The sequence below is a fragment of the Mycobacterium sp. GA-1285 genome (assembly GCF_001499905.1).
Lineage (GTDB): Bacteria > Actinomycetota > Actinomycetes > Mycobacteriales > Mycobacteriaceae > Mycobacterium.
Genome location: NZ_LQIS01000054.1, coordinates 127,785 through 149,659, shown reverse-complemented (window position 1 = coordinate 149,659; position 21,875 = coordinate 127,785). Strand labels below are relative to the sequence as shown.

Genomic DNA, 21,875 nt, shown 5'->3' with positions numbered 1-21,875 from the left:
TACGCCACGCTTCGAGCGCCGAACGTGTGCGGGTAATCCACGTTCGGCGAAAAGGAGGTCAGCGCTTGTCGGGGTCGACGTAGTCGCGCTCGGTGTAGCCGGTGTAGATCTGGCGCGGACGGCCGATCTTGCCGCTGCCCTCGTCGTGCATCTCGCGCCAGTGCGCGATCCAGCCGGGCAGCCGGCCGAGCGCGAACAACACGGTGAACATCCGCGTCGGGAAACCCATCGCCCGGTAGATCACGCCGGTGTAGAAGTCGACGTTCGGGTAGAGCTTGCGCTCGATGAAGAAGTCATCGGTGAGCGCGGCTTCCTCGAGAGTCCGTGCGATATCCAGCATCTCGTCGTCGCCGCCGAGCTTGCCGAGAATCTTGTCGGCCTGCTCCTTGACGATGCGAGCACGCGGGTCGTAGTTCTTGTAGACGCGGTGACCGAAGCCCATCAGCTTCACGCCGTCCTCGCGGTTCTTCACCTTCTTGATGAACTCGTGGACGTCGAAGTCGGCCTGGCGGATCTTCTCCAGCATTTCCAGCACCGCCTGGTTGGCGCCGCCGTGCAGCGGGCCCCACAGCGCGTTGATGCCGCCGGAGATCGACGTGAACAGGTTGGCCTGCGACGAGCCGACCAGCCGCACCGTCGACGTCGAGCAGTTCTGCTCGTGGTCGGCGTGCAGGATGAACAACATGTCGAGCGCGCGGACGATCTCGGGATCCACCTCGTAGGGCTCGGCCGGGAAGCCGAACGTCATGCGCAGGAAGTTCTCGACCAGCGTCAGCGAGTTGTCCGGGTACAGGAACGGCTGGCCCGCGGACTTCTTGTAGGCGTACGCCGCGATGGTCGGCAGCTTGGCCAGCAGCCGGATCGTCGAGAGCTCGACCTGGTTGTCGTCGAACGGGTCGAGCGAATCCTCGTAGTACGTCGACAGCGCGTTGACCGCGCTGGACAGCACCGGCATCGGGTGGGCGTTGGCCGGGAAGCCGTCGAAGAACCGCTTGAGGTCCTCGTGTAGCAGGGTGTGCCGCTGAATCCGGGTGGTGAACTCCGCCAGCTGATCCTTGGTGGGCAGCTCACCGTAGATGAGCAGGTAGCTCACCTCGATGAAGTTCGACTTCTCGGCGAGCTGCTCGATCGGGTAGCCGCGGTAGCGCAGGATGCCCGCGTCGCCGTCGATGTAGGTGATCGCGCTCTTGGTCGATGCGGTGTTGACGAAGCCCTCGTCGAAGGTCGTGTAGCCGGACTTGGCCAGAAGTGAACCCAGCGCGATGCCGTCGGCGCCTTCGGTGGCGGAAACGATGTCAAGGTCGAGCGTGCCACCGGGGTAGGAGAGGGTGGCCTGCCCTTCCCCACTCTTCGCGTTATCGGCCACGAGGTTCCCTTCGTCGCTGCTGGGAGTATTCGGACATTGCTCTACAAAAGGTAGTCCCATTCCTGCACGCGTGCCCCGCCGGGGGCGGTCAGTTGTTCAGACGGGCTGCCGCAGATTACCCAACAAGCCGGTGAACTCCGCAAAGACCGTCTCCAAGCGATCGATCAGGTCGTCGAGGGACACCTGTGACCAATCGCTGTTGACCGGCACGACGTCGGTCAGCGCCGTCATGAGCACCGCACTCCACGTCGCCGAGGCCAGCTTGACCCGACGGTCGGTCAGATCGAGCCCCATGCGCCTGGCGAGCGCACGCTCGAGCGTGTTGCCCCGAAATTCGACGCTGACCTGTCGCAGCGTCGGCGACGACAAGACGATCCGGGCGATGCACAGCACCCGCTCGGCTCGCAGGTCCTCGGGTCCGGCACGCTTGGCCGCCTCGCCCATCGCGACGTAGGCGCGCAGAATCGCCTCCAAGTGATTGAGCTCGGCGGGTTGGCGGATCAGTTCGGTAGCGACTTCGTCGACGATTTCGTCGACCAGGGCCAGCGCGATGGAGTCCTTGGTCGGGAAGTAGCGGCTGAAAGTCCGCGGTGACACGTCGGCCACCGCGGCGATCTGGTCCACGGTGGTGTTGTCGAAACCCTGTTCGTGACACAGTTCCACGGCGGCGTCGATGAGAGTCGCACGCGTGCGCTGCTTCTTGCGCTCGCGCAGCCCGAGGGTCTGCGCCCCCCTACCGTCAGGCACGAAGGTGATCCTAACCGCCGAACCTATGAAGGAGCTAAGAAATCGCCGGCTTCGCGAACACGAACAACGTCAGCGTTTCGGATCGGTGTATCGCGGTGGCGAACTCCGGCGCCTAGGGCTGGAGGCGCTCGATGCGACCGTCCTGAACGCGAATCCTGTTGTGCACCCTGTTCTCCCGGCCCTGCCAGAACTCGACGATCTCCGCGGCGATCAGATAGCCACCCCAGTTCGGCGGCACAGGCACCGTGTCGTGACCTTCGAACCGCTGCGTCACCTCGGCCAATTGCTGCAGCAGCGCCGCGCGGGAGGCGATCGGCTTCGACTGGTACGACGCCCAGGCGCCCAACTGCGACCCCCGCGGCCGCTTCGACCAATACTCGGCCGTCTCCTGCGCCGACACCTTCGTCACCGAACCGCGGACGTGGACCTGGCGCCCGATCAGGTACCAGGGAAAGGTGGCCGACGCGTACGGCGTCGCCGCCAATTGATCGCCCTTGTCGGAGTCGTAGTTGGTGTAGAACGTGATGCCCGTGTCGTCGACGCTCTTGCATAACACCGACCGGGTGACGGGCCGTCCGAGTGTGTCGACCGTGGCGACGACCATCGCGTTGGGTTCGGCGACACCGGCGCGCTCGGCATCGGCTAACCACTTGCGCAGCAACGTAACCCAGCCGTCGGCCAGCCAATCGACGTCCAGATCGGGACTGCCGTCCTTTTCCACCGAGCCGTATTCCACGCGCATCCTCGCCAAGCGTTCCGGGCCTACCTCCGCCACGCGACAACGCTACGCCCACAACGGCTGCCGTCGTGCCGGCAACCGCCAGATGAGCGCCGTCCGGCAGGTGCGAGAATCTGGCCATGAGCGCGGTGCCTGACGACTTCGTACCCGGCCTCGAAGGCGTCGTCGCCTTCACTTCCGAGATCGCCGAACCCGACAAGGACGGCGGCGCGCTGCGGTACCGCGGCGTCGACATCGAGGACCTGGTCGCCCAGCGGGTGACCTTCGGTGACGTGTGGGCGCTGCTGGTCGACGGCAGGTTCGGAAACAGTCTGCCGCCTGCCGAACCGTTCCCGCTTCCCATCCACAGCGGCGACGTGCGCGTCGACGTCCAGGCCGGTCTGGCGATGTTGGCCCCGATCTGGGGTTATCCCCCGCTGCTCGACATCGACGACGCGACCGCCCGCGAGCACCTCGCCCGGGCGTCGGTGATGGCGCTGTCCTATGTCGCGCAGTCGGCGCGCGGGATCTACCGACCGGCGGTCCCGCAGCGCACCATCGACGAATGCTCAACGGTGACAGAGCGATTCATGACCCGATGGCAGGGCGATCCGGATCCCCGGCATGTCGAGGCCATCGACGCCTACTGGGTCAGCGCCGCCGAGCACGGTATGAACGCCTCGACCTTCACTGCCCGCGTGATCGCGTCGACGGGCGCCGACGTCGCGGCCGCCCTGTCCGGGGCGATCGGTGCGATGAGCGGACCGCTGCACGGCGGCGCCCCGGCTCGGGTGATCCCGATGATCGAGGAGGCCGAGAAGACGGGCGACGCCCGCGCGGTCGTCAAGAACATCCTCGATCGCAACGAGAAACTCATGGGCTTCGGGCATCGGGTGTACCGCGCCGAGGATCCGCGGGCCCGGGTGCTGCGCGCGACGGCCAAGCGGCTGGAGGCGCCGCGATACGAGGTCGCCGCGGCGTTCGAGCAGGCCGCCCTCACGGAGTTGCGGGAGCGGCGACCCGACCGCGCCATCGAGACCAACGTCGAGTTCTGGGCGGCGGTGATCCTGGACTTCGCGCAGGTGCCGACCGCGATGATGCCCGCGATGTTCACCTGCGGCCGCACCGCCGGCTGGTGTGCGCACATCCTCGAGCAGAAGCGCCTGGGCAAGTTGGTGCGTCCGTCGGCGATCTACGTGGGGCCCGAGCCGCGCAGCCCCGAGTCGGTTGAGGGCTGGGACCGAGTCGTCCGGTCGTGACGACGACGTTCGCCTCGGCGGCGCACAGTTTTGCGGACCTGGTCGGTCGCATCCCCGCCGACGCGTGGTCGGGGCCGGGCGTGGGCGACTGGGATCTGCGCTCGCTTGTCGGGCATACGTCGCGTTCGCTGACGACGGTGCTCACCTACCTCGAGACGACCGCCGACCGCGCGGATATCGCCACGCCGCAGGAGTACTACGCGCGCGTCAACCCGACGGCGCTGGGCCTGGATCCCGCCGACGTGGCCGAGCGAGGCCGGCAGGCCGGACGCGACCTCGGTGACGATCCGGCAGCGGCCGCCGCCGACCTGGTGAGCCGGACACTGGCGCGGCTGGAGACGGTGGAGGATCCGCTCATCCGGGTGCTCGGCGGGCTGGGTATCCGGCTGCGGACCTACTTGCCGACGCGGACGTTCGAGCTGGCGGTGCACGGCTTGGATATCGCACGCGCCGTTGGTCTTCCGTTCACCCTGCCGTCTTCCGTGTTGCAGGAGGCGTTGGAGTTGGCGGCACGCATCGCGGCCGAGCAGCACGGTGAGACGGTGCTGATGGCGTTGACGGGCCGCGACCCTCTGCCGCCGTCGTTCTCGATCGTCTGATTTCGCGTCCCGGGGGCGGGGGCTGGGCGCACTAAGCGGTTGATCGCCCTCATCCCATGCTTGCGATCCACCTCTTAGGGGTTGTCGGTGGACGGTGGTTGCATGGCCGGCGTACCGATGACTATCGCGCATTCACCTGGTCGGTACTGGCGACCCGCTCGCGGGTGCAACTCGAATCGAAAGGAGCTCTCCACATGGCCATCGAAGTTCAGCCGGCGGTGTCCCCCATGCTCACGGTCAGCGACGGCGCCGCGGCCATCGACTTCTACGTCGAGGCGTTCGGCGCCGAGGAACTCGGCCGGGTCCCAGGACCGGACGGCAAGAGACTGTTTCACGCCGCGCTGCGGGTCAACGGGGCGCTGGTGATGCTCAACGACGACTTCCCGGAGATGAACGACGGCAAGTCGGTGACGCCGGAAGCGCTCGGCGGCTCGCCGGTGACCATCCACTTGACGGTCGACGATGTCGACGCCAAGTTCCAGCGGGCGGTCGACGCGGGCGCGACGGTCGTGATGCCGCTCGACGACATGTTCTGGGGTGACCGCTACGGCGAGCTCCGCGATCCCTTCGGCCATCTGTGGTCGCTGGGTCAGCCGGTGCGCGATGTCAGCCCCGAGGAGATCGAGAAGGCGGTGCAGCAGCAGTGACGGTGTTACCGGCGCAGGCCGGCGAGTAGGCGCCGGCCGAGCGGCACCGGGGCGTCCGCGGCGGCGGTCAGCATGTCGGCGACCGCGGTGAACTTCACGCGCGGCCGGGCGTCGCCGCCGCGGGCGACCTCGGCGGCGTCGATCGCCTTCCACCCGGCGGAGTCGACCATGGCGGGTTGTCTGCTGCGCACGAGTTTGTCGAGGGCGGCTGGCTTGTGCACGGGGTCGCGCAACCTGCCCTCGTTGTAGTCGGCGACCAGGTTGTGCACGGTCTGCGCGGCGCACGACTTGTTGGTGCCGATGAACCCCGTCGGCCCACGCTTGATCCATCCCGCGACGTAGCTGCCGGGAACGGGTGCACCCGACCGCGGGTCGACGACGCGACCGCCGTCGTTCGGCACGACCGCCGCGGACTCGTCGAAGGGCAGACCGCGAATCGGCTTGCCGCGGTAGCCGATCGAGGTCAACACCAAGCCGGCGTCGACCCGGCGAACCTCGTCGGTGCCGGTGACCGTGAACTCCATCGCCTCGGCGCGGGCGCCGCCCGCGACGCGGTGCGGCGTCAGCCGATAGGCCAGCCGGATACGCGGCCGCGTCACCGGCGCCGAGGTATCCCCGAGCTTGCTCAGAATCTCCAGCTTGTTGCGGGTCAACCGATCCTCGGCGACGGCCAGGTCGCGGTCCACCAATTCGTGGTCGCCCGGAGACAGCACCACCTTGCATGTCGACGTCAGCCCGATGAGCTCGGGCAGCGTGAACGCCGAGTCGGCGGGCCCGCGCCGGGCCGCGACCACCACCTCGGTCACCTTGGAGTCACGCAGCGCAGCGAGCGCGTGATCGGAGATGTCGGTGCCCGCAAGGACGTCCGGCGGTGTGGTGAGGATTCGGGCGACGTCGAGAGCGACGTTGCCGTTACCGACGATGACCACCCGCTCGTGACCCAAATCGACTGGCAGCGAGTCGAATTCGGGGTGGCCGTTGTACCAGGCCACGAACTCGGTGGCGGTGCCCGTGCCCGGCAGATCCATTCCCGCGATGCGGAGCCGGCGATCGTTGGGCGCTCCGACCGCGTAGAGCACGGCGTGGTGATGTTCGAACAGCTCGTCGTGTGTGACGTCCGATCCCACCTCGACGTTGAGGTAGAAGGTGAACCCGGGCTGGGCTGCGACCCGGTCGAACAGTTTGGTCACGCGTTTGGTGCTCTGGTGGTCGGGTGCGACGCCGGCGCGCACCAATCCGTATGGCGTGGGCAGCCGCTCGAAGACGTTGACCCGCACCCCTTGTTGGCTGAGCAGTTCGTCGGCGGCGTACATCGCCGCCGGCCCGGATCCGACGACTGCGACGATGAGCGGCCCGCCCGCGCGGGGGTATATCACCGGCGCCTCGATGACCGGCGCCAGCTTCGACGTCGGCGGCAGCTTTCCGTCCGGTTCGGGGTAGAACGCGGCGTTCAGCTCGACGAATGGAAGCTGTGCGGGCGTCAACTTCGAATCGTGCGATATCGCGCCGACCGGGCATGCCGACACACACGCACCGCAGTCGACGCACGCCGCGGGGTCGATGTAGAGCATCTCGGCGGTCGCGAAGCCGGGCTCGTCGGGTGTCGGGTGGATGCAGTTCACCGGGCATGCGTAGACGCAGGACCCGTCGCTGCAACACGACTGGGTGATCACATGCGGCACAGGCGTTTCCCTACGCAGCGGCGACCACGTGCTGGCGAGCGGGCTCGCTGCGGTAGCGGCTCGGCGGACCGTCGATCTTGCAAAGTCGCCAGACGAGTTTCGCGAATGGGTTCATCAAACCGGTGTCATGGCAAAGCATCCGGACGTCACCGAACATGTCGCGCAGGAACTGCCGCGACTTGGGTGCGCGGAAGAACAGTTCCTTGCGCACCGAGCGCGGGATGTCGAACTCCCGCCAGAACGCCTTCGGCGGCACGATGATCGCCTGGCACAGCACCCGCATGATGATCGGCACGTTCCACGACAGCCAGAACCGCTGCCAGCGGTTCAGATACGGCAGACGCTTGCGCAGATATTCGTGGGCGAAGGAGATGTGGCGGGCTTCCTCGGCAACGTGAATGGCCATTATCCGCTCCATGATCGGGTGCAGCTCCTTACCCTCGCGCAGCACGTTCTTCTGCGTGTGGTCGATCGGCTCTTCGCCGGCGAGCACGCCGAAGAAGAACGGAATCGGCAGCGGCCCCGCGACCAACGGAATGAACGGCGACAGCCACCGCAGCATCCGCGGCATGCCCGGCACGTCCGCGCCGATGCGGTTCACCATCTCCTGGAACATCATCGTGTGGTTGCACTCTTCGACCGACTCGTGCAGGCAGTAGCGGTATTCGGGGGAACCGTTGGGCACCCAGAACGCGTAGTTCGTCAGGCCGCGGATCAGGATGATCTCGAACTGCAGGCCGACCTTCGCGACGTTGGCCTGCCGCCACATCCCGATCTCGATCTGCCGCTCCAGCGGCTGGGCCTGATACCAGGGATGTCCGCCGAGCGGGTCGGTGGCCGGCAGCACCCAGCGCGGGTCGTTCTCGGTGACCGCGAATTCCGGGGAATCCCAGTCGATGTCGGTGTACGGATTGAAATTCCGCCGCACCGAACCCTCGGACAGTGTGGTGAGCGTGTCGACATACTCGGCGTCGTCGCTGACGTCCATGTTGCGACGCCATCGCCTGACCATTCGAGTCCGCGCCATTTTCAGCCTCCCCTATGAGGTTTACATTCGCGCCTCTGATGTCCAGCAACGGTACCGGAGGTACTACGTACTGAACATACCCCGACGGGAGATGTGTCACACCGGCTCGATTAGGGTTCGATGTGATGGACGTCACACCCGAAGGGGTGCGGGAGAATTCGCTATTTGCTGCCGAACTCGCCGACCGCGGCGGCCCTGGCGCCGTTACGCACGACCGCGACACCGGCCTCGGTCATGCCGCAGTCGGTGATGATCGCGCGGTGGCCTGGGCTGTTCATCCACCAGTCGACCGCCGCGGCGGGGACCGCACTCACCCCGGTGCTCCAGAAGATGATCTCGCCGACGTTGGAGTACGTCGTGTAGCCGGCGGCGTCGATGCGCTGGCCGACCGATGAGCCGTCCGACCCGGTGTGGCTTCGCACGTTGTTGGCCAGCATGTCGTTGGCCTGCCGGGCAGCGGCAGCGTTGAGCTGCGGATTAGCCGCCACGGGGCCGCAGCCGTTCGCCGCGCGGGTGGCGTTGATCTCGTTCAGCAGTGCGCCGTCGTCGGCGCTATCGGCGTGGGCCGGGCCGGCGGTGATGGGGGCGACTGCCGCCAGAGTCGCCGCACACAGAGGTATCAGGGCCGAGCTTGTTCTGCGACTGTTCACGCGCCCCCCTGGGCTCGAGCTTCAGTCCCCGACAGGTCACAGTATGGACACGACGAGGTCTCTATATCGGCCGTTTACCCACTTTTTCAGAGTTCTCTTGGCAACCCTCCCCGCGGCGCCAGAAGGGTCGGCGCGGTCACTACTGTTGACCGCATGCCCCAGCCAGATGCTCTTCGCCCGAGCGGCTCATCGGCCCTGACGATTCCCGCCGAACTGAAACCGCGTGACGGCCGCTTCGGCTGCGGGCCCTCCAAGGTTCGGCCCGAACAGCTGGCGGCGCTCGCTGCGGCGGGTGACCTGTTCGGAACCTCGCACCGCCAGGCGCCGGTCAAGAACCTGGTCGGCCGGGTTCGCGACGGCTTGCGTCAGCTGTTCTCGCTGCCCGACGGCTACGAGGTGATCCTCGGCAACGGCGGCACCACCGCGTTCTGGGATGCGGCCGCGTTCGGCCTGATCGAGAAGCGGTCGCTGCACCTGACCTACGGCGAGTTCAGCGCGAAATTCGCGTCGGCCGTCGCCAAGAACCCGTTCGTCGGCGACCCCGTCGTCGTCAAGGCCGACCCGGGCAGCGCACCGGAGCCTTCGTCGGATCCCTCGGTGGACCTGATCGGCTGGGCGCACAACGAGACCTCGACCGGCGTCGCAGTGCCCGTGCGGCGCCCGGACGGATCGGGTGATGCGCTGATCGCGATCGACGCCACGTCGGCCGCGGGTGGTCTGCCGGTCGACATCACCGAATCGGATGTCTACTACTTCGCTCCGCAGAAGAACTTCGCCAGCGACGGAGGACTGTGGGTGGCGATCATGTCACCGGCGGCACTCGCCCGTGTCGAGGCGATCGCCGGCGCGGGTCGCTGGGTTCCCGAGTTCTTGTCGCTGCCGATCGCGATCGAGAACAGCCTCAAGAACCAGACGTACAACACCCCGGCGATCGGCACCTTGATCCTGTTCGCCGAGCAGCTGGACTGGTTGTTGGGCAACGGCGGCCTGGACTGGGCGGTCAAGCGGACGGCGGACTCGTCGCAACGGTTGTACGGCTGGGCCGACGCGGCTCAATTCGCGACGCCGTTCGTCGCCGATCCGGCGTTGCGGTCGCAGGTGGTCGGGACCGTGGACTTCAACGACGACGTCGATGCCGCCGCGGTGGCCAAGACGTTACGAGCCAATGGCATCGTCGACACCGAGCCCTATCGCAAGCTCGGCCGCAACCAGCTGCGGGTGGGAATGTTTCCCGCCGTGGACCCCGAGGACGTCAGCGCGCTGACCGCGTGCATCGACTGGGTGGTGGAGCGGCTTTAGCCGCGACCAACAGGCGGGGCGCGGCTGTAGCCGCGACCAACAGGCGGGGCGCGGCTGTAGCCGCGACCAACAGGCGGGGAGCGGCTTAGCCGCTGCCCGCGTGTCGTACCAGGTAACGCCGGGGTAACGCAGTAGTGTCCGGTTGATCGGGCTTTGCGCTAGCCCGGAGGAGGTCGCCATGCGGGAACTCAAAGTCGTCGGGCTCGATGTGGACGGCAAACGAATCATCTGCGAGGCCGACGGCTCCGGCGAGAAATTCACGCTGCGGCGCGACGATCGGTTGCGGGCCGCCGTTCGAGGTGACCAGATGAGTTCGAGCAAGCCACGAGACGAGGCTGAGGTTCAAAACGTGCTGCGCCCCAGAGAGATTCAGTCCCGGATCAGGGCCGGCGCGTCCGTCGAGCAGGTCGCGGAGGCGTCGGGCGTCGACGTCGCCCGGGTCGAGCGGTTCGCGCACCCGGTGTTGCTCGAGCGCTCCCGAGCTGCCGAACTGGCAACGGCCGCGCACCCGGTGCTGGCCGACGGTCCGTCCGTGCTGACCCTGCTGGAGACCGTAACGACCGCGTTGATCGCGCGCGGGCTCGACCCCGACGCCCCGACGTGGGATGCATGGCGGAACGAGGACGGGCGCTGGACTGTGCAGCTCGCGTGGAAAGCAGGGATGTCTGACAACGTCGCGCATTTCCGGTTCACCCCCGGTGCTCATGGCGGGACGGTGACGGCGTTCGACGACGCGGCATCCGAGCTGATCGACCCTAACTTCTCGCGCCCGCTGCGCCCGGTCGCCGCGCTGCCCGAACCTGCGGTCGAGGTCGAGGAGCCGACCCTTCCGATCGAGCCGCCGGTGCAGGCCACCACACCGGAACCGCAGCCCGAAGAGGCGTCCGAGCCCGTCGCGCCCAAGCAGCCCAAGGCCCGCAGGGGTAAGGCCAAGCCGGCCGTTCCGGCGTGGGAGGACGTACTGCTGGGCGTGCGCTCCAGCGGTCAGCGCTGACCCCGGGTCAGCTGCGGAGCGCGACGGCGAGCACCACCAGCCATGCGGCGGCCACGCCGACGCCGGAGCCCAGTACGAACCAGCGCCACACGGGCCGGTTGCGCCACCCCCACACCGTCGGAGCCAGGCCGCCGACCGCGACGAGGTTGAGTCCGATCGCCAGCAGCGGGTGCAACCGCAGCAATCCGAGGCTGAGCACGACGATCGCTGCCGCGACGACCGCCGCCACGAAGCCCGCCACCGTCAAACCCATCGCCCACGGCGTCGAGTCGTCGGTCATCTCATTCACTCCGAGTCGCTCCGCTCAATCTCGCCGGTGCCCAATCTAACTCGCTCGTAGAACGCCAGGGCGGCGGCGGTCGCGACGTTGAGTGAGTCGGTTCCCCGCGACATCGGGATCCGCACCCGTAGATCGGCGGCGCGCATCGTCCGCTCGGTCAGCCCCGGGCCCTCCGCGCCGACGAGGATCGCCACCTTGTCGTCGACGACGTCCGACATCGCATCGGCAAGAGTGCGTGCGGTAGCGGTGGGCGTCATCGCCAGCAGCCGAAACCCGTTGTCGCGCAACAACTCCAGATCCGTCGGCCACGACCGCGCCCAGGCGTAGGGTACGAGCAGTGCATGGCCCATCGACACCCGGACGGCGCGACGATACAGCGGATCGGCGCAGCCGGTGCCGAACACCACCGCGTCCACACCGAGGCCGGCCGCGTTGCGAAAGATCGAGCCGAGATTTTCGTGGTCGTTGACGCCTTCGAGGACGGCGACGGTGCGCGAGTTGTGGAGCACCTCGGCGACCGCCAACTCGCGCGGGCGCGACGCCGACGCCAACACGCCGCGATTGAGGTGGAAGCCCACCACTTCGGCCATCACGTCGGCGGGCACGCGGTAGAAGGGGGCCGGGACGCCGACCAGGTCGCCCGCGAGTTCCTGCAGCCGGCGGTCGGTGCCCATCATCGCGCGCGGGACGAACCGCGACGCCAGCATGCGTTGCACCACCAACACACCCTCGGCGATCACCAACCCCTTGCCGGTGGGCAGATCGGGTCGGCGGTCGACGCTGTTGAGGTCGCGGAAGTCGTCGAGCCGCGGATCGGACGGATCGGCGACGTCGATCACGGTAAAGGTCACGACAGGCGCGCTCGACCGGCACCGCGGCGCGGTGGGCTACCTTTCATACCGATGACCCCGCAACCGCCCCCGCTGCCCGGCCACCTGCTCAAGCCGGGGCCGGTCGTCGTCGCGATCGCGGCCGGTTGGGTCGTCGCTGCGATCCTGGCGTTCACGGTGACCGGTCTACACGAGTGGCGGCCGTACACGGTGGCCGGGCTGGGCGTCGGCGCCCTTGGCACGGGGATCTGGTTGTGGCAACGTCACGCCGTGCGTCGCGGATCGCGCGGGGCTCAGAGCGGACTCACCTAACGCGAGACGAGCAGACAGGAGAAGGCGATGGCAGCGCCGCTGTTGCAAGCCGAGACGACGATCGACGCCCCGGTGACCAAGGTGTGGGAACTGATCTCGGACCTCAACAACATGCCCCGATGGAGTCCGCAGTGCCGGCTCATGAAGACGTTCGGCCCACTGCAGCCGGGGGCGCGGACGATCAACCTCAATCGGCGCAAGTTCCTGGTGTGGCCCACCACGAGCCGGATCACCGAGGTGATTCCGGAGAAGAAGCTGGCCTTCCGGGTCAACGAGAACGGCACAGTGTGGAGTTACGAGCTCGAACCCACCGAGACTGGGACCCGGCTGGTGGAGACCCGTCATGCGGAGAACGGTGTGACGGCCTTCTCGAACATGACGGTCAACGCGGTCATGGGTGGGGTGCCCAGCTTCGAACGTGAACTCGTCGAGGGAATGAACGAAACGCTCGCGCGGATCAAGGCCGCCGCCGAAAGCTAATCGGCGGACTCGGTCAGGTCCAGCACACCGTCGTCGTACGGGTCGTAAAGCGGGGATCCGCCGCCCGCGGGTTGCGGGGTGTCCGAGTGTGCGCCGCAACCGTATTCGGAGTCGACGACGTGGCCGTCGGCGGAGAACTGATTCGCGCAGACGCCGAACATCGTGCCCAGTGAACCGGCCAGCGGCAGGTAGAACCCGCAGTCGCGGCAGACCCGCCGGGTCGAGCGCGCCATCGCCGAACCCGGCCCGTATTCGCCGTCGTGCCAGCGTTGCGCCGCATCCATCCGGCCCCACGGGCTGAGCACGTGGCGACGGCCCAGACCCACCTCGAGCGCGACGTCGTCGATCTGCGGATCACCGGTCGCCATGTAGCCGGGCACGAGACGGGGGTCGTCCGGGGGCGGGGCGAGAAGATCGCCGGGGCCCAGATCGCCGGGCTGGACACGGTCCTGCCACGGCACCCACTTCGGTGCCAGCAACGCCGTCGGCCCTGGAACCAGGACCACCTCGCTGATGGTGGCGTGGTCGGCGCCGGGCCACGCCGCGACGACGACGGCCCACTGCCACCCGCGGTACCCCGGCAAGTCGGCAAGAAAGCGGTGCGTGGCCGCGGTCGTGTCCTCGAAGCTGGCACCCAGATACTCACCGACGGTGTCCTCGCCGCTGAACTCGACGATCGCCGCACGTGCATCGTCGACGGCGCTAAGGAGTACCGTCTCCAGATCCGGCCGCTCGGCGAACTCGGTCACGCTTTCCATCGACCTCAATACTGCCTGACCGGGTAACCGTCAGCCACACCGGTTGGCTGCACGCCCGGTGTCGCTTCGATGGTGGAGAATCGACAACGTGACCGGACCGCGTCGTGACCCCCGAGACTCTGCTGCTCGGCGCGACCCTCGGTACTACCCGCCGCGACCCCCTGCCGACGACCGACGCGTTGACGACCGGTGGAGCGATGAACACCCCGGGATGGCGAACTATCCCAGCGACCCGAGCTATCGTCGTCCCCGGCGCAGCGGGCCTACGCCCAGCGCCAACCGCTGGCTGCCCCCACTCGACGAGCCCACCCGAGAATTCGGTGCCACGCCGCCGCTCCACAGAATGAGCGGCACTGCGGGCGAAAAGGTCACCGTCACAAGGGTGGCCGCCCAGCGCAGCCGCGAGATGGGTTCCAGGATGTACGGTCTGGTGCACCGGGCCGCGACTGCCGACGGGGCCGACAAGTCCGGGCTGACCGCGCTGACGTGGCCAGTGGTCGCGAATTTCGCCGTCGACGCCGCGATGGCGGTCGCTCTGGCCAACACCTTGTTCTTTGCGGCGGCCTCCGGGGAGAGCAAGGGCAAGGTCGCGCTCTACCTGTTGATCACCATCGCGCCCTTTGCCGTCATCGCCCCGCTCATCGGGCCCGCGCTGGACCGGCTGCAGCACGGCCGCCGCGTCGCACTGGCCACGTCGTTCGCGTTGCGCACCGCGCTGGCGGTGGTGTTGATCGCCAACTACGACGGCGCGACCGGCAGCTTCCCCTCGTGGGTGCTCTATCCGTGCGCGCTGGCAATGATGGTGCTGTCCAAGTCATTCAGCGTCTTGCGCAGCGCGGTGACCCCGCGAGTGCTGCCGCCGACCATCGACCTGGTGCGGGTGAACTCGCGGCTGACCACCTTCGGTCTGCTCGGCGGCACGATGGTCGGCGGCGCGGTGGCCGCGGGTGCGGAGTACCTGTTCAAATTGTTCGAGATGCCGGGTGCGCTCTACGTGATAGTCGCGGTGTCGGTGGCGGGTGCGGCGCTGTCGATGCGCATCCCGAAATGGGTCGAGGTGACCGAGGGCGAGGTTCCCGCGACGCTGAGCTACCACGGCCGCGGAGGCGAACCGCGGCGCGGCGATGAACATGTGCCTGCGCCGAAGTCGGCGCGACAACCGTTGGGTCGCAACACCATCGCCGCGCTGTGGGGCAACTGCACCATCAAGGTGATGGTGGGCTTCTTGTTCCTGTATCCGGCCTTCGTCGCCAAGTCACATGACGCCAGCGGTTGGGAGCAGCTGCGCATACTCGGACTGATCGGCGCGGCGGCGGCCATCGGCAACTTCGCGGGCAACTTCACCAGCGCACGGCTCAAGCTGGGCCGTCCGGCACAGGTGGTGGTGCGCTGCACCGTCGTCGTCACCCTCGCGGCGCTGGCCGCCGCACTGACCGGCGACCTGGTGGTGGCGGCGCTCGCCACGCTGCTCACGTCGGGCGCGAGCGCGATCGGCAAGGCCTCGCTGGACGCCTCGCTGCAGGATGACCTGCCCGAGGAGTCGCGCGCGTCGGCGTTCGGCCGCTCGGAGTCGGTGCTGCAGTTGGCGTGGGTCGCGGGCGGTGCGGTCGGCGTGCTGGTCTACACCGAATTGTGGGTGGGCTTCACGGCGATCACCTCGGTGCTGATCCTCGGGCTGGCGCAGACGGTGGTGAGCTACCGCGGCGACTCGCTCATTCCCGGTCTGGGCGGCAACCGACCTGTGCTTGCCGAGCAGGAGGGTGGACGTCCCGACACCGCGGCGGTGGCGTACGAGTGAAGCGCATGATCGCCGCGCTCGTCGCGGTGGTGGTTCTCGCGTCGGTGGGTACGGGTGTGCTCATCTGGTGGCTCAGCGGCAACGACACGGCGTCGAAATACCCTGAGATCAGCGCGTATTCGCATGGTCAGCTCGTGCGCGTCGGCCCGTACCGCTACTGCGAGGTGCTCAATCCCACCAGGTGCGAGGTCTTCGAGGATCAGGGCGAGTTGCCGGTCACCGAACGCCACGCGGTTCAGTTGTCGGTGCCGCCGGCGATCGCCAGGGCGCCCTGGGTGCTGTTGCGTCAGTACGAGGACTCCGACGTCATCGAGGAGTTCCGACCGGGGACGCGACTGGCGGTGACCATTCCGACCGTCGATCCGCGGCGCGGCAAGCTCACCGGGCTCGCCGTGCTGCTGCCCACGCTGGTCCGCGTCGACGACGAGGAGGTGCCGGCCCCGCACGCCGAGTGGTCGGTGCGGACGGTGTGGTCCTGAGCCGGCGTCGTGGCGTCACCCGGCGCCGTGGTCGTGAGCCGGCGTCACCCGGCGCCGTGGCCCTCCGCGACGCGTTCGCCGTCGCGCGGTGGTCCCGGTGGTGTTCCATCGCCGAATGGTCTGCCGCCCAACGCTTCTCGGCCGTGCGGTGTCAGCCAGTTGGACAGAACCGGTCCTTTCGGCACGACCTGCGTCGGGTTGATGTCCGTGTGCACGATGTAGTAGTGCTGCTTGATCTGGACGAAGTCGATCGTGTCGCCGAATCCCGGTGTCTGGAACAGGTCGCGGGCGTAGGCCCACAGCACAGGTAGCTCCGCGAGCTTCTGACGGTTGCACTTGAAGTGCCCGTGATAGACGGGGTCGAAGCGCGCCAACGTGGTGAACAGTCGCACGTCAGCTTCGGTGATGGTGTCGCCCACCAGATACCGCCGGTCGGCCAGCCGATCTTCTAGCCAGTCCAGCGCGGTGAACAGACGGTCGTAGGCCTTCTCGTAAGCCCGCTGGGAACCGGCGAAGCCGCACCGGTACACGCCGTTGTTGATCTCGGTGTAGATGCGTTGCGCCACTTCGTCGATCTCGTCGCGGTGCTTGTCCGGGTACAGGTCGGGTGCGCCGTCGCGGTGGTACTGCGTCCATTCGGTGGAGAAGTCGAGCGTGATCTGCGGGAAGTCGTTGGTGACGACCTCACCGGTCGGCACGTCGACGATCGCGGGGACCGTGATGCCCTTGTCGTAGTCGGGGAAGCGCTTCAGGTAGGCATCCTTGAGCCGCGGGATTCTCAGCACCGGGTCAAGGCCGTCCGGATCGAGGTCGAACGTCCAGCTGTTCTGGTCGTGGGTGGGCCCGCAGAAGCCGATGGACAGGACGTCTTCGAGGCCGAGCAGCCGCCGGACGATGATCGTGCGGTTGGCCCACGGGCAGGCCCGTGCGACGACGAGGCGATAGCGACCCGGTTCGACGGGATAGCCGTCGCGGCCATCGGCCGTGATACGAGTGCCGATGTACTTGGTGTCGCGGTTGAACTCACCACCCGAGTCGGATTTGTCGGCGACGTATGCCATGTGACAAGCATGCCCGTCGAAACTGAAGTTATGCGCGTTCTGCGTGCCAGATGTCGCACGCAGGTTCAGTTTCGACGAGGCTGTGGCGACGGAACCGAACCAGCAACCGCGCCGTCCTATCACCATGGACTGGCCGTTCCTGGGGACCGAGGCGTTGGCGGCGGGCGCGGTGAATCGCTATCAGTTGGCGACGCGCTACGACGCCGTTCACCGGAATGTCTACGTTCCGCGCGGGCAGGTGTTGACCCCGGCAGACAAGGCGCACGCCGCGTGGCTGTTCTCGCGACGCAGGGCAACGCTCGTCGGTCTGTCGGCCGCGGCGATACACGGCGCGAAGTGGATCGACGAGCGGTTGCCCGCCGAGCTGAACCAGCGCAGCCAACACAAGATTCGGGGCGTCGTGCTGCGCAACGACACCCTGACCGCCGACGAGGTATGCACGGTCCGCGGTTTTCCGGTTACGACGGCGGCGCGCACGGCCTTCGACCTCGGCCGGCGATATGGGCGGACGCTGGCCGTGATCCGCGTCGACGCGCTGCTGCAGGCGACGTCGCTGAAGTTGACCGACGTTGAGGCACTCATCGACGTTCATCGTGGCGCGCGGGGTGTGGTCCAGCTGCGCGAAGTGGTGCAACTCGCCGACACCGGCGCGGAGTCGCCACAAGAGACGCGGACGCGTCTGGTGTTGACCGATGCCGGATCCGCCCGACACACACTCAGATCGACGTCTTTGATCGCTACTACGACCACGTGGGCCGCATCGACATGGGCTATCCGAAGTGGAAGGTCGGCGTCGAATACGACGGACCCCAGCCCTGGGAAGACCCGAAGATCCGAGCCGCCGACATCGAGCGCCAGGCCAGACTCGAGGCGCTGAATTGGCGGATCATTCGCGTCAGCGCGGAGATGGTTCGCTATCGACCCCACACGATCGTCGCGCGGACGCGAGCCGCGCTGCGCGCCGCCGGCGCCGATGTTTGAGCGCCGAAACTGAAGATATGCGTCAAATCGACGCGAAACATCGTACAAATCTTCAGTTTCGGCGCCGCGAGAAGTCAGTGTTCGAGTTCACGGGCGACGGCCCGCACGACCTCGGACACTCGGCGGGAGACCTTGCGGTCCGGATAGCGACCCTTACGCAACTCCGGCTGCACAGCGCTCTCGAGCAGCGTGATCATGTCCTCGATCATGCCGTGCAACTCGTCGGGCGAGTGTTTGCGCTCGGCCGCGGCCGCCTCGCGACGCGTGCGCGTCAGGCTCGGCGGCGGATCGATGAGCGTCAGCGTCAACGCCTGCGGCCCGCGTCTGCCCGCGGCGATGCCGAACTCCACCCGCTGTCCGGCCTTGAGGGTCTCGACGCCGGAGGGCAGCGCCGAGGATCGGACGTAGACGTCCTCGCCGTCCTCCTGGGACAAAAACCCGAAGCCCTTTTCGGCGTCGTACCACTTAACCCTGCCGGTCGGCACTGGTCTCACCCGCTCGTCGTCGTACCTGCATTGCGAACATAAGGAAAGCGCCCCGATTGCGCCGGGACGCGTGGTGCTCGATCCTACTCTGACCTCTGCCTCGCCAGCACCCCCTTATCGGTAGGCTGAAGACCACCGCTGGAGGAGAAGAAGCGCCCATATGCGATTGACACTCAACATCATCTGGTTGGTCTTCGGCGGCCTGTGGCTGGCGCTGGGCTACCCGGTGGCGGCGCTGGTCAGCTTCGCGCTGGCCAACCTCAAACGAATCTCGGTCTCGCCGATGCCGCTGGTCGAGGACATATTGCCGGTCGACAGCCTGGCCGAACCCGCTGCCCACCCCTGGCGAGCCGCCGCGTGACCGTCGTCGACCTCGGTGTGCCCTCTGCTGCACCGTCCTCCCCTGCCCCCACCGACGGCCCGCTGGTCGACACGTTCGGGCGGGTCGCCACCGATCTGCGGGTGTCGCTGACCGATCGCTGCAATCTGCGCTGCACCTACTGCATGCCGGCGGAAGGTCTGGACTGGCTGCCGTCGGAGCGGCTGCTGCGGCCCGAGGAGCTGACCCGCCTGCTGCGCATCGCGGTGACGAGGCTCGGCATCACGAGCGTGCGGTTCACGGGCGGCGAGCCGCTGCTCGCCCGCCACCTCGAGGACGTCATTGCCGCGACGGCTGCGCTGCGACCGCGGCCGGAGATCACGCTGACCACCAACGGCATCGGACTCGACAAGCGGGCCGAACGGCTGAAGCGGGCCGGACTGGACCGCATCAACGTGTCACTGGACACGGTCGACTCCGCCCGGTTCGCCGCCATCACTCGTCGAGACCGACTCCCCGATGTGCTGGCCGGCTTGCGGGCGTCGAAGGCCGCGGGTCTGGATCCGGTGAAGGTCAACGCCGTCCTAGACCCCGTCACCGGCCTTGACGACGCGGTTGCGCTGCTGCGGTTCTGCCTCGAGCATGGCTACCAGTTGCGCATCATCGAGCAGATGCCGTTGGACGCCGGCCACGAGTGGCAACGAGGTAGGGCGATCGGAGCCGACGACGTGCTGGCCGCGCTGCAGCAGCATTTCGACCTCGCACCCGACACCACCCCACGCGGGTCGGCACCCGCGGAGTTGTGGCGCGTCGACGGCGGCGTCGGCAAGGTCGGCATCATCGCCTCGGTGTCCCACGCTTTCTGCTCGGCCTGCGACCGCACGCGGCTGACCGCCGACGGTCAGGTCCGCAACTGCCTGTTCGCGCAGCATGAGACCGACCTGCGCCGGCTGATGCGCGCGGGGGCCGACGACAACGCAGTCGAGGCGGCATGGCGTGCGGCGATGTGGGCGAAAGCGGCCGGCCACGGGATCAATGACCCGAACTTCGTGCAGCCCGATCGGCCGATGAGCGCGATCGGCGGATGAGACATCGGCGGATGAGACAGGGAAGGCGATGACGGCGACAACAACCACGGTTGCGGTGAAGGTCCGCTATTTCGCGGCGGCACGGGCTGCCGCCGGTAACGATGAGGAGACGTTTCGGGTTCGGCAGGGGACGACGCTCGCCGAACTCGTCGCGGAACTGAGTGGGCGCGATGAGAATCTCGCGAAAGTGTTGAAGCGCTGCTCTTTTCTCAGTGACGGCATCGCCGTGCGCGACGACGCGGTCGCGCTGCGCGACGCTGAAACCGTCGATGTACTTCCCCCTTTTGCGGGTGGGTAACGGTGATTTCCGTCACATCACGGAATGATCACAAACTGGCTACGACGAGATCGAGCGGCCGATAGTCCTGCGGAAATGCCGGAAACTGCTGGGCATTTAGAGCCCTTTTAGAATTTGCCGGAGGCCGAAACGCCGTTATCGGCAAAAGATGACGCGGTCAGAACGAGCCGTTACGGTTCACTCCCAAGCCGGTCGACCGCAAACCGACTGGCCCGCCGTGCCCAACCGCGCCGAGCTCCATCCGTTGGCGCACGGGATACCAACGAACAATTTGGATGGAGGCGGGGGACCCACCGGTCCGCCGAGTCAAAGACGGACCTGGAGCCGATCGGTTCCTTGGGGTGAAGCCGAATCGCGTTGTGCGACAAGGCCGGGCATACCTCTCCAGCCCGAACCCGACAGCTGACCTCGCGGGCGCCGAAGAGAGGACATTGGCGCATCTATGAGTGGACGGCACCGCAAGCCGAACGGATCGGCCGTAAACGTCGCGAAAGTCGCCTTCACGGGCGCTGTACTGGGAACCGGGGGCCTCGCCCTAGCCGGACATGCCAACGCCGCTACCGACAGTGAATGGGATCAGGTGGCGAGCTGCGAGTCCGGCGGTAACTGGGCCATCAACACCGGCAACGGTTATCAGGGCGGGCTTCAGTTCGCCCCGAGCACCTGGACCGGTAACGGCGGCGGCGAATACGCACCCGCCGCGCACCTGGCCACCAAGGAAGAACAGATCGCCGTCGCCGAACGTGTGCTCGCCAGCCAGGGCAAGGGTGCGTGGCCGACGTGCGGCAAGGGGTTGTCGGGTGCGACGCCGCGCGAGGTCGTCGACGACGCGATCGAGGCGGTGAACAACGTGCTGCCTCCGCCGCCTCCGCCGTTCGACCCGTTCGCCCCGCCACCGTCGCCCGCCCCGGTCGACGCGCTGGCCGCACCCGCGCCTCCGCCACCGCCGCCGGGCGACCCACTCGCCCCACCGCCTCCGCCCGCACCGGCCCCGGTCGACGCGCTGGCCGCACCCGCTCCGGTGCCCGAGGCACCGCCGATCGATGCGCTGGCGGCTCCAGTTCCCGAGGCACCGCCCGTCGATGCGCTGGCCGCCCCGGTGCCCGAAGCGCCGCCAGTCGATGCGCTGGCCGCCCCGGTTCCCGTAGCGCCGCCCGCTCCTGCCCCGGCGCCAGAAGCGCCGCCCGCCCCCGAGCAGTTCGACGCGTTGGCTGCCCCCGTTCCCGAGGCACCGCCCGCGCCCTTCGACCCGTTGGCCGCACCGGTTCCCGAGGCGCCTCCAGTCGATGCGCAGGCCGTCGCCGACTGGGACGTCGCGCCCGACGTGCCGGTCCCCGGTCAGCAGCCCGAACTCTGGTCGCTGCCCGTCGATGCGGCGCTCGAGCCGGCTCCGCAGCTGCCTCCGACTCCGCCCGCGCCGGCGGCCGACCCGCTCGCGGTCGACGGCGGTGTTCCGCATCTCGCGAGCCCGCAGAACCTGCCGCCGGGAACCACCGGCGACCGTGCACAGGCCGGGACGGACAGCCCCAACGTCTTTTACTTGAAGGAGATCTGGCATGCGATTCAGACGCAGGACATCACCGGCAAGGACGCGCTGCTGGCGCTGACCCAGCGTCCGCTCACCACCCCGGACGCACCGGGTGGTCAGGCGCCGAACCTTCCGGTCGATCCGGGCGCCCCCGCGCCGCTGCCGACCGTCTGATCACCCCCGGCGGCGA

General features: G+C 67.8%; 23 protein-coding genes, 2 pseudogenes and 1 riboswitch. Of the genes and pseudogenes, 14 read left to right on the top strand and 11 right to left on the bottom strand.

Annotated features, from left to right (window positions below):
* Positions 1 to 58: 58 nt before the first annotated feature.
* The 3 genes from AU193_RS21565 to pdxH form a co-directional block, all read right to left on the bottom strand.
* Positions 59 to 1,366 (bottom strand): citrate synthase, encoded by a 1,308-nt coding sequence (locus AU193_RS21565; protein WP_082683098.1) that lies wholly within the window; start codon positions 1,364 to 1,366, stop codon positions 59 to 61.
* Positions 1,367 to 1,462: 96 nt separating this feature from the next.
* Entirely contained in the window at positions 1,463 to 2,113 is a 651-nt protein-coding gene (locus AU193_RS21560; RefSeq protein ID WP_064424407.1) for a TetR family transcriptional regulator, read from the bottom strand.
* A gap of 112 nt (positions 2,114 to 2,225) precedes the next feature.
* Entirely contained in the window at positions 2,226 to 2,855 is a 630-nt protein-coding gene (gene pdxH / locus AU193_RS21555; protein ID WP_064424406.1) for a pyridoxamine 5'-phosphate oxidase, read from the bottom strand.
* Between the two features lie 116 nt (positions 2,856 to 2,971).
* Between pdxH and AU193_RS21550 the strand changes: the two genes are divergently transcribed.
* The 3 genes from AU193_RS21550 to AU193_RS21540 all read left to right on the top strand — a co-directional run bounded on the left by AU193_RS21550 (position 2,972) and on the right by AU193_RS21540 (position 5,336).
* Positions 2,972 to 4,090: a citrate synthase 2 gene (locus AU193_RS21550; RefSeq protein WP_064424405.1), complete on the top strand. Its 1,119-nt coding sequence runs from the start codon at positions 2,972 to 2,974 to the stop codon at positions 4,088 to 4,090.
* A complete protein-coding gene (locus AU193_RS21545; RefSeq protein ID WP_064424404.1) occupies positions 4,087 to 4,689 on the top strand; it encodes a maleylpyruvate isomerase family mycothiol-dependent enzyme in 603 nt (200 codons plus the stop codon). Before AU193_RS21550 ends, AU193_RS21545 begins: the two co-directional genes overlap by 4 nt.
* 194 nt (positions 4,690 to 4,883) lie before the next feature.
* On the top strand, positions 4,884 to 5,336 hold the full coding sequence (locus AU193_RS21540; protein ID WP_064424403.1) for a VOC family protein: 453 nt from the start codon (positions 4,884 to 4,886) through the stop codon (positions 5,334 to 5,336).
* Positions 5,337 to 5,341: 5 nt separating this feature from the next.
* Here AU193_RS21540 and AU193_RS21535 read toward each other — a convergent pair whose 3' ends face one another.
* From AU193_RS21535 to AU193_RS21525, 3 genes are all read right to left on the bottom strand, one after another.
* Positions 5,342 to 7,018: an FAD-dependent oxidoreductase gene (locus AU193_RS21535; RefSeq protein ID WP_064424402.1), complete on the bottom strand. Its 1,677-nt coding sequence runs from the start codon at positions 7,016 to 7,018 to the stop codon at positions 5,342 to 5,344.
* Between the two features lie 10 nt (positions 7,019 to 7,028).
* Complete coding sequence (locus AU193_RS21530; protein ID WP_064424401.1) at positions 7,029 to 8,045, bottom strand: diiron oxygenase; 1,017 nt, start codon at positions 8,043 to 8,045, stop codon at positions 7,029 to 7,031.
* 161 nt (positions 8,046 to 8,206) lie between these two features.
* A complete protein-coding gene (locus AU193_RS21525; RefSeq protein WP_064424400.1) occupies positions 8,207 to 8,695 on the bottom strand; it encodes a CAP domain-containing protein in 489 nt (162 codons plus the stop codon).
* Positions 8,696 to 8,848: 153 nt separating this feature from the next.
* On the opposite strand from AU193_RS21525, the gene serC reads away from it, so the two are divergent.
* Complete coding sequence (gene serC / locus AU193_RS21520) at positions 8,849 to 9,994, top strand: phosphoserine transaminase (RefSeq protein WP_064424399.1); 1,146 nt, start codon at positions 8,849 to 8,851, stop codon at positions 9,992 to 9,994.
* Between the two features lie 178 nt (positions 9,995 to 10,172).
* Positions 10,173 to 10,988, top strand: coding sequence for a septation protein SepH (gene sepH / locus AU193_RS21515; RefSeq protein WP_064424398.1), 816 nt, complete (start codon positions 10,173 to 10,175; stop codon positions 10,986 to 10,988).
* 7 nt (positions 10,989 to 10,995) lie between these two features.
* Here the strand turns inward: sepH and AU193_RS21510 are convergent, their stop codons facing one another.
* Positions 10,996 to 11,268, bottom strand: a complete 273-nt coding sequence (locus AU193_RS21510; protein ID WP_064424442.1) for a DUF2537 domain-containing protein — start codon at positions 11,266 to 11,268, stop codon at positions 10,996 to 10,998.
* 5 nt (positions 11,269 to 11,273) lie between these two features.
* Positions 11,274 to 12,119, bottom strand: a complete 846-nt coding sequence (locus AU193_RS21505; RefSeq protein ID WP_064424397.1) for an RNA methyltransferase — start codon at positions 12,117 to 12,119, stop codon at positions 11,274 to 11,276.
* A gap of 51 nt (positions 12,120 to 12,170) precedes the next feature.
* Between AU193_RS21505 and AU193_RS21500 the strand changes: the two genes are divergently transcribed.
* Positions 12,171 to 12,410 (top strand): DUF2530 domain-containing protein, encoded by a 240-nt coding sequence (locus AU193_RS21500; RefSeq protein ID WP_064424396.1) that lies wholly within the window; start codon positions 12,171 to 12,173, stop codon positions 12,408 to 12,410.
* A 27-nt stretch (positions 12,411 to 12,437) separates the two neighbouring features.
* The gene (locus tag AU193_RS21495; RefSeq protein WP_064424395.1) at positions 12,438 to 12,890 is read left to right on the top strand and encodes an SRPBCC family protein; all 453 of its coding nucleotides are present in this window, start codon (positions 12,438 to 12,440) and stop codon (positions 12,888 to 12,890) included.
* On the opposite strand, the gene AU193_RS21490 is transcribed toward AU193_RS21495, so the two are convergent.
* Positions 12,887 to 13,648 (bottom strand): DUF3027 domain-containing protein, encoded by a 762-nt coding sequence (locus tag AU193_RS21490; RefSeq protein ID WP_064424394.1) that lies wholly within the window; start codon positions 13,646 to 13,648, stop codon positions 12,887 to 12,889. The two genes, AU193_RS21495 and AU193_RS21490, sit on opposite strands and share 4 nt — an antisense overlap.
* 211 nt (positions 13,649 to 13,859) lie before the next feature.
* Here AU193_RS21490 and AU193_RS21485 point away from each other — a divergent pair, with 211 nt between their 5' ends.
* Positions 13,860 to 15,446, top strand: coding sequence for an MFS transporter (locus AU193_RS21485; protein WP_172798383.1), 1,587 nt, complete (start codon positions 13,860 to 13,862; stop codon positions 15,444 to 15,446).
* The gene (locus AU193_RS21480; RefSeq protein WP_064424393.1) at positions 15,443 to 15,925 is read left to right on the top strand and encodes a DUF2771 domain-containing protein; all 483 of its coding nucleotides are present in this window, start codon (positions 15,443 to 15,445) and stop codon (positions 15,923 to 15,925) included. The genes AU193_RS21485 and AU193_RS21480 overlap by 4 nt, the downstream gene beginning before the upstream one ends.
* A 44-nt stretch (positions 15,926 to 15,969) precedes the next feature.
* Here AU193_RS21480 and AU193_RS21475 read toward each other — a convergent pair whose 3' ends face one another.
* Complete coding sequence (locus tag AU193_RS21475) at positions 15,970 to 16,986, bottom strand: glutathione S-transferase family protein (RefSeq protein ID WP_064424392.1); 1,017 nt, start codon at positions 16,984 to 16,986, stop codon at positions 15,970 to 15,972.
* 124 nt (positions 16,987 to 17,110) lie between these two features.
* Here AU193_RS21475 and AU193_RS21470 point away from each other — a divergent pair.
* Positions 17,111 to 17,967: pseudogene (locus AU193_RS21470) on the top strand (endonuclease domain-containing protein).
* Between the two features lie 74 nt (positions 17,968 to 18,041).
* Here AU193_RS21470 and AU193_RS21465 read toward each other — a convergent pair.
* Positions 18,042 to 18,452, bottom strand: coding sequence for a cold-shock protein (locus tag AU193_RS21465; protein ID WP_064424391.1), 411 nt, complete (start codon positions 18,450 to 18,452; stop codon positions 18,042 to 18,044).
* 160 nt (positions 18,453 to 18,612) lie between these two features.
* Here AU193_RS21465 and AU193_RS23695 point away from each other — a divergent pair.
* The 4 genes and pseudogenes from AU193_RS23695 to AU193_RS21445 form a co-directional block, all read left to right on the top strand.
* Positions 18,613 to 18,705: pseudogene (locus AU193_RS23695) on the top strand (YccF domain-containing protein); the annotation flags it as partial.
* 104 nt (positions 18,706 to 18,809) lie between these two features.
* Complete coding sequence (gene moaA / locus AU193_RS21455) at positions 18,810 to 19,859, top strand: GTP 3',8-cyclase MoaA (protein WP_064424389.1); 1,050 nt, start codon at positions 18,810 to 18,812, stop codon at positions 19,857 to 19,859.
* A 28-nt stretch (positions 19,860 to 19,887) separates the two neighbouring features.
* On the top strand, positions 19,888 to 20,157 hold the full coding sequence (locus AU193_RS21450; protein ID WP_064424388.1) for a MoaD/ThiS family protein: 270 nt from the start codon (positions 19,888 to 19,890) through the stop codon (positions 20,155 to 20,157).
* 218 nt (positions 20,158 to 20,375) lie between these two features.
* A riboswitch (cyclic di-AMP (ydaO/yuaA leader) is annotated at positions 20,376 to 20,589 on the top strand.
* Between the two features lie 10 nt (positions 20,590 to 20,599).
* Positions 20,600 to 21,859 carry a transglycosylase family protein gene (locus AU193_RS21445; protein WP_064424387.1) on the top strand — a complete coding sequence of 420 codons (1,260 nt, stop codon included), beginning with the start codon at positions 20,600 to 20,602 and terminating at the stop codon, positions 21,857 to 21,859.
* The last annotated feature ends 16 nt before the right edge of the window (positions 21,860 to 21,875 follow it).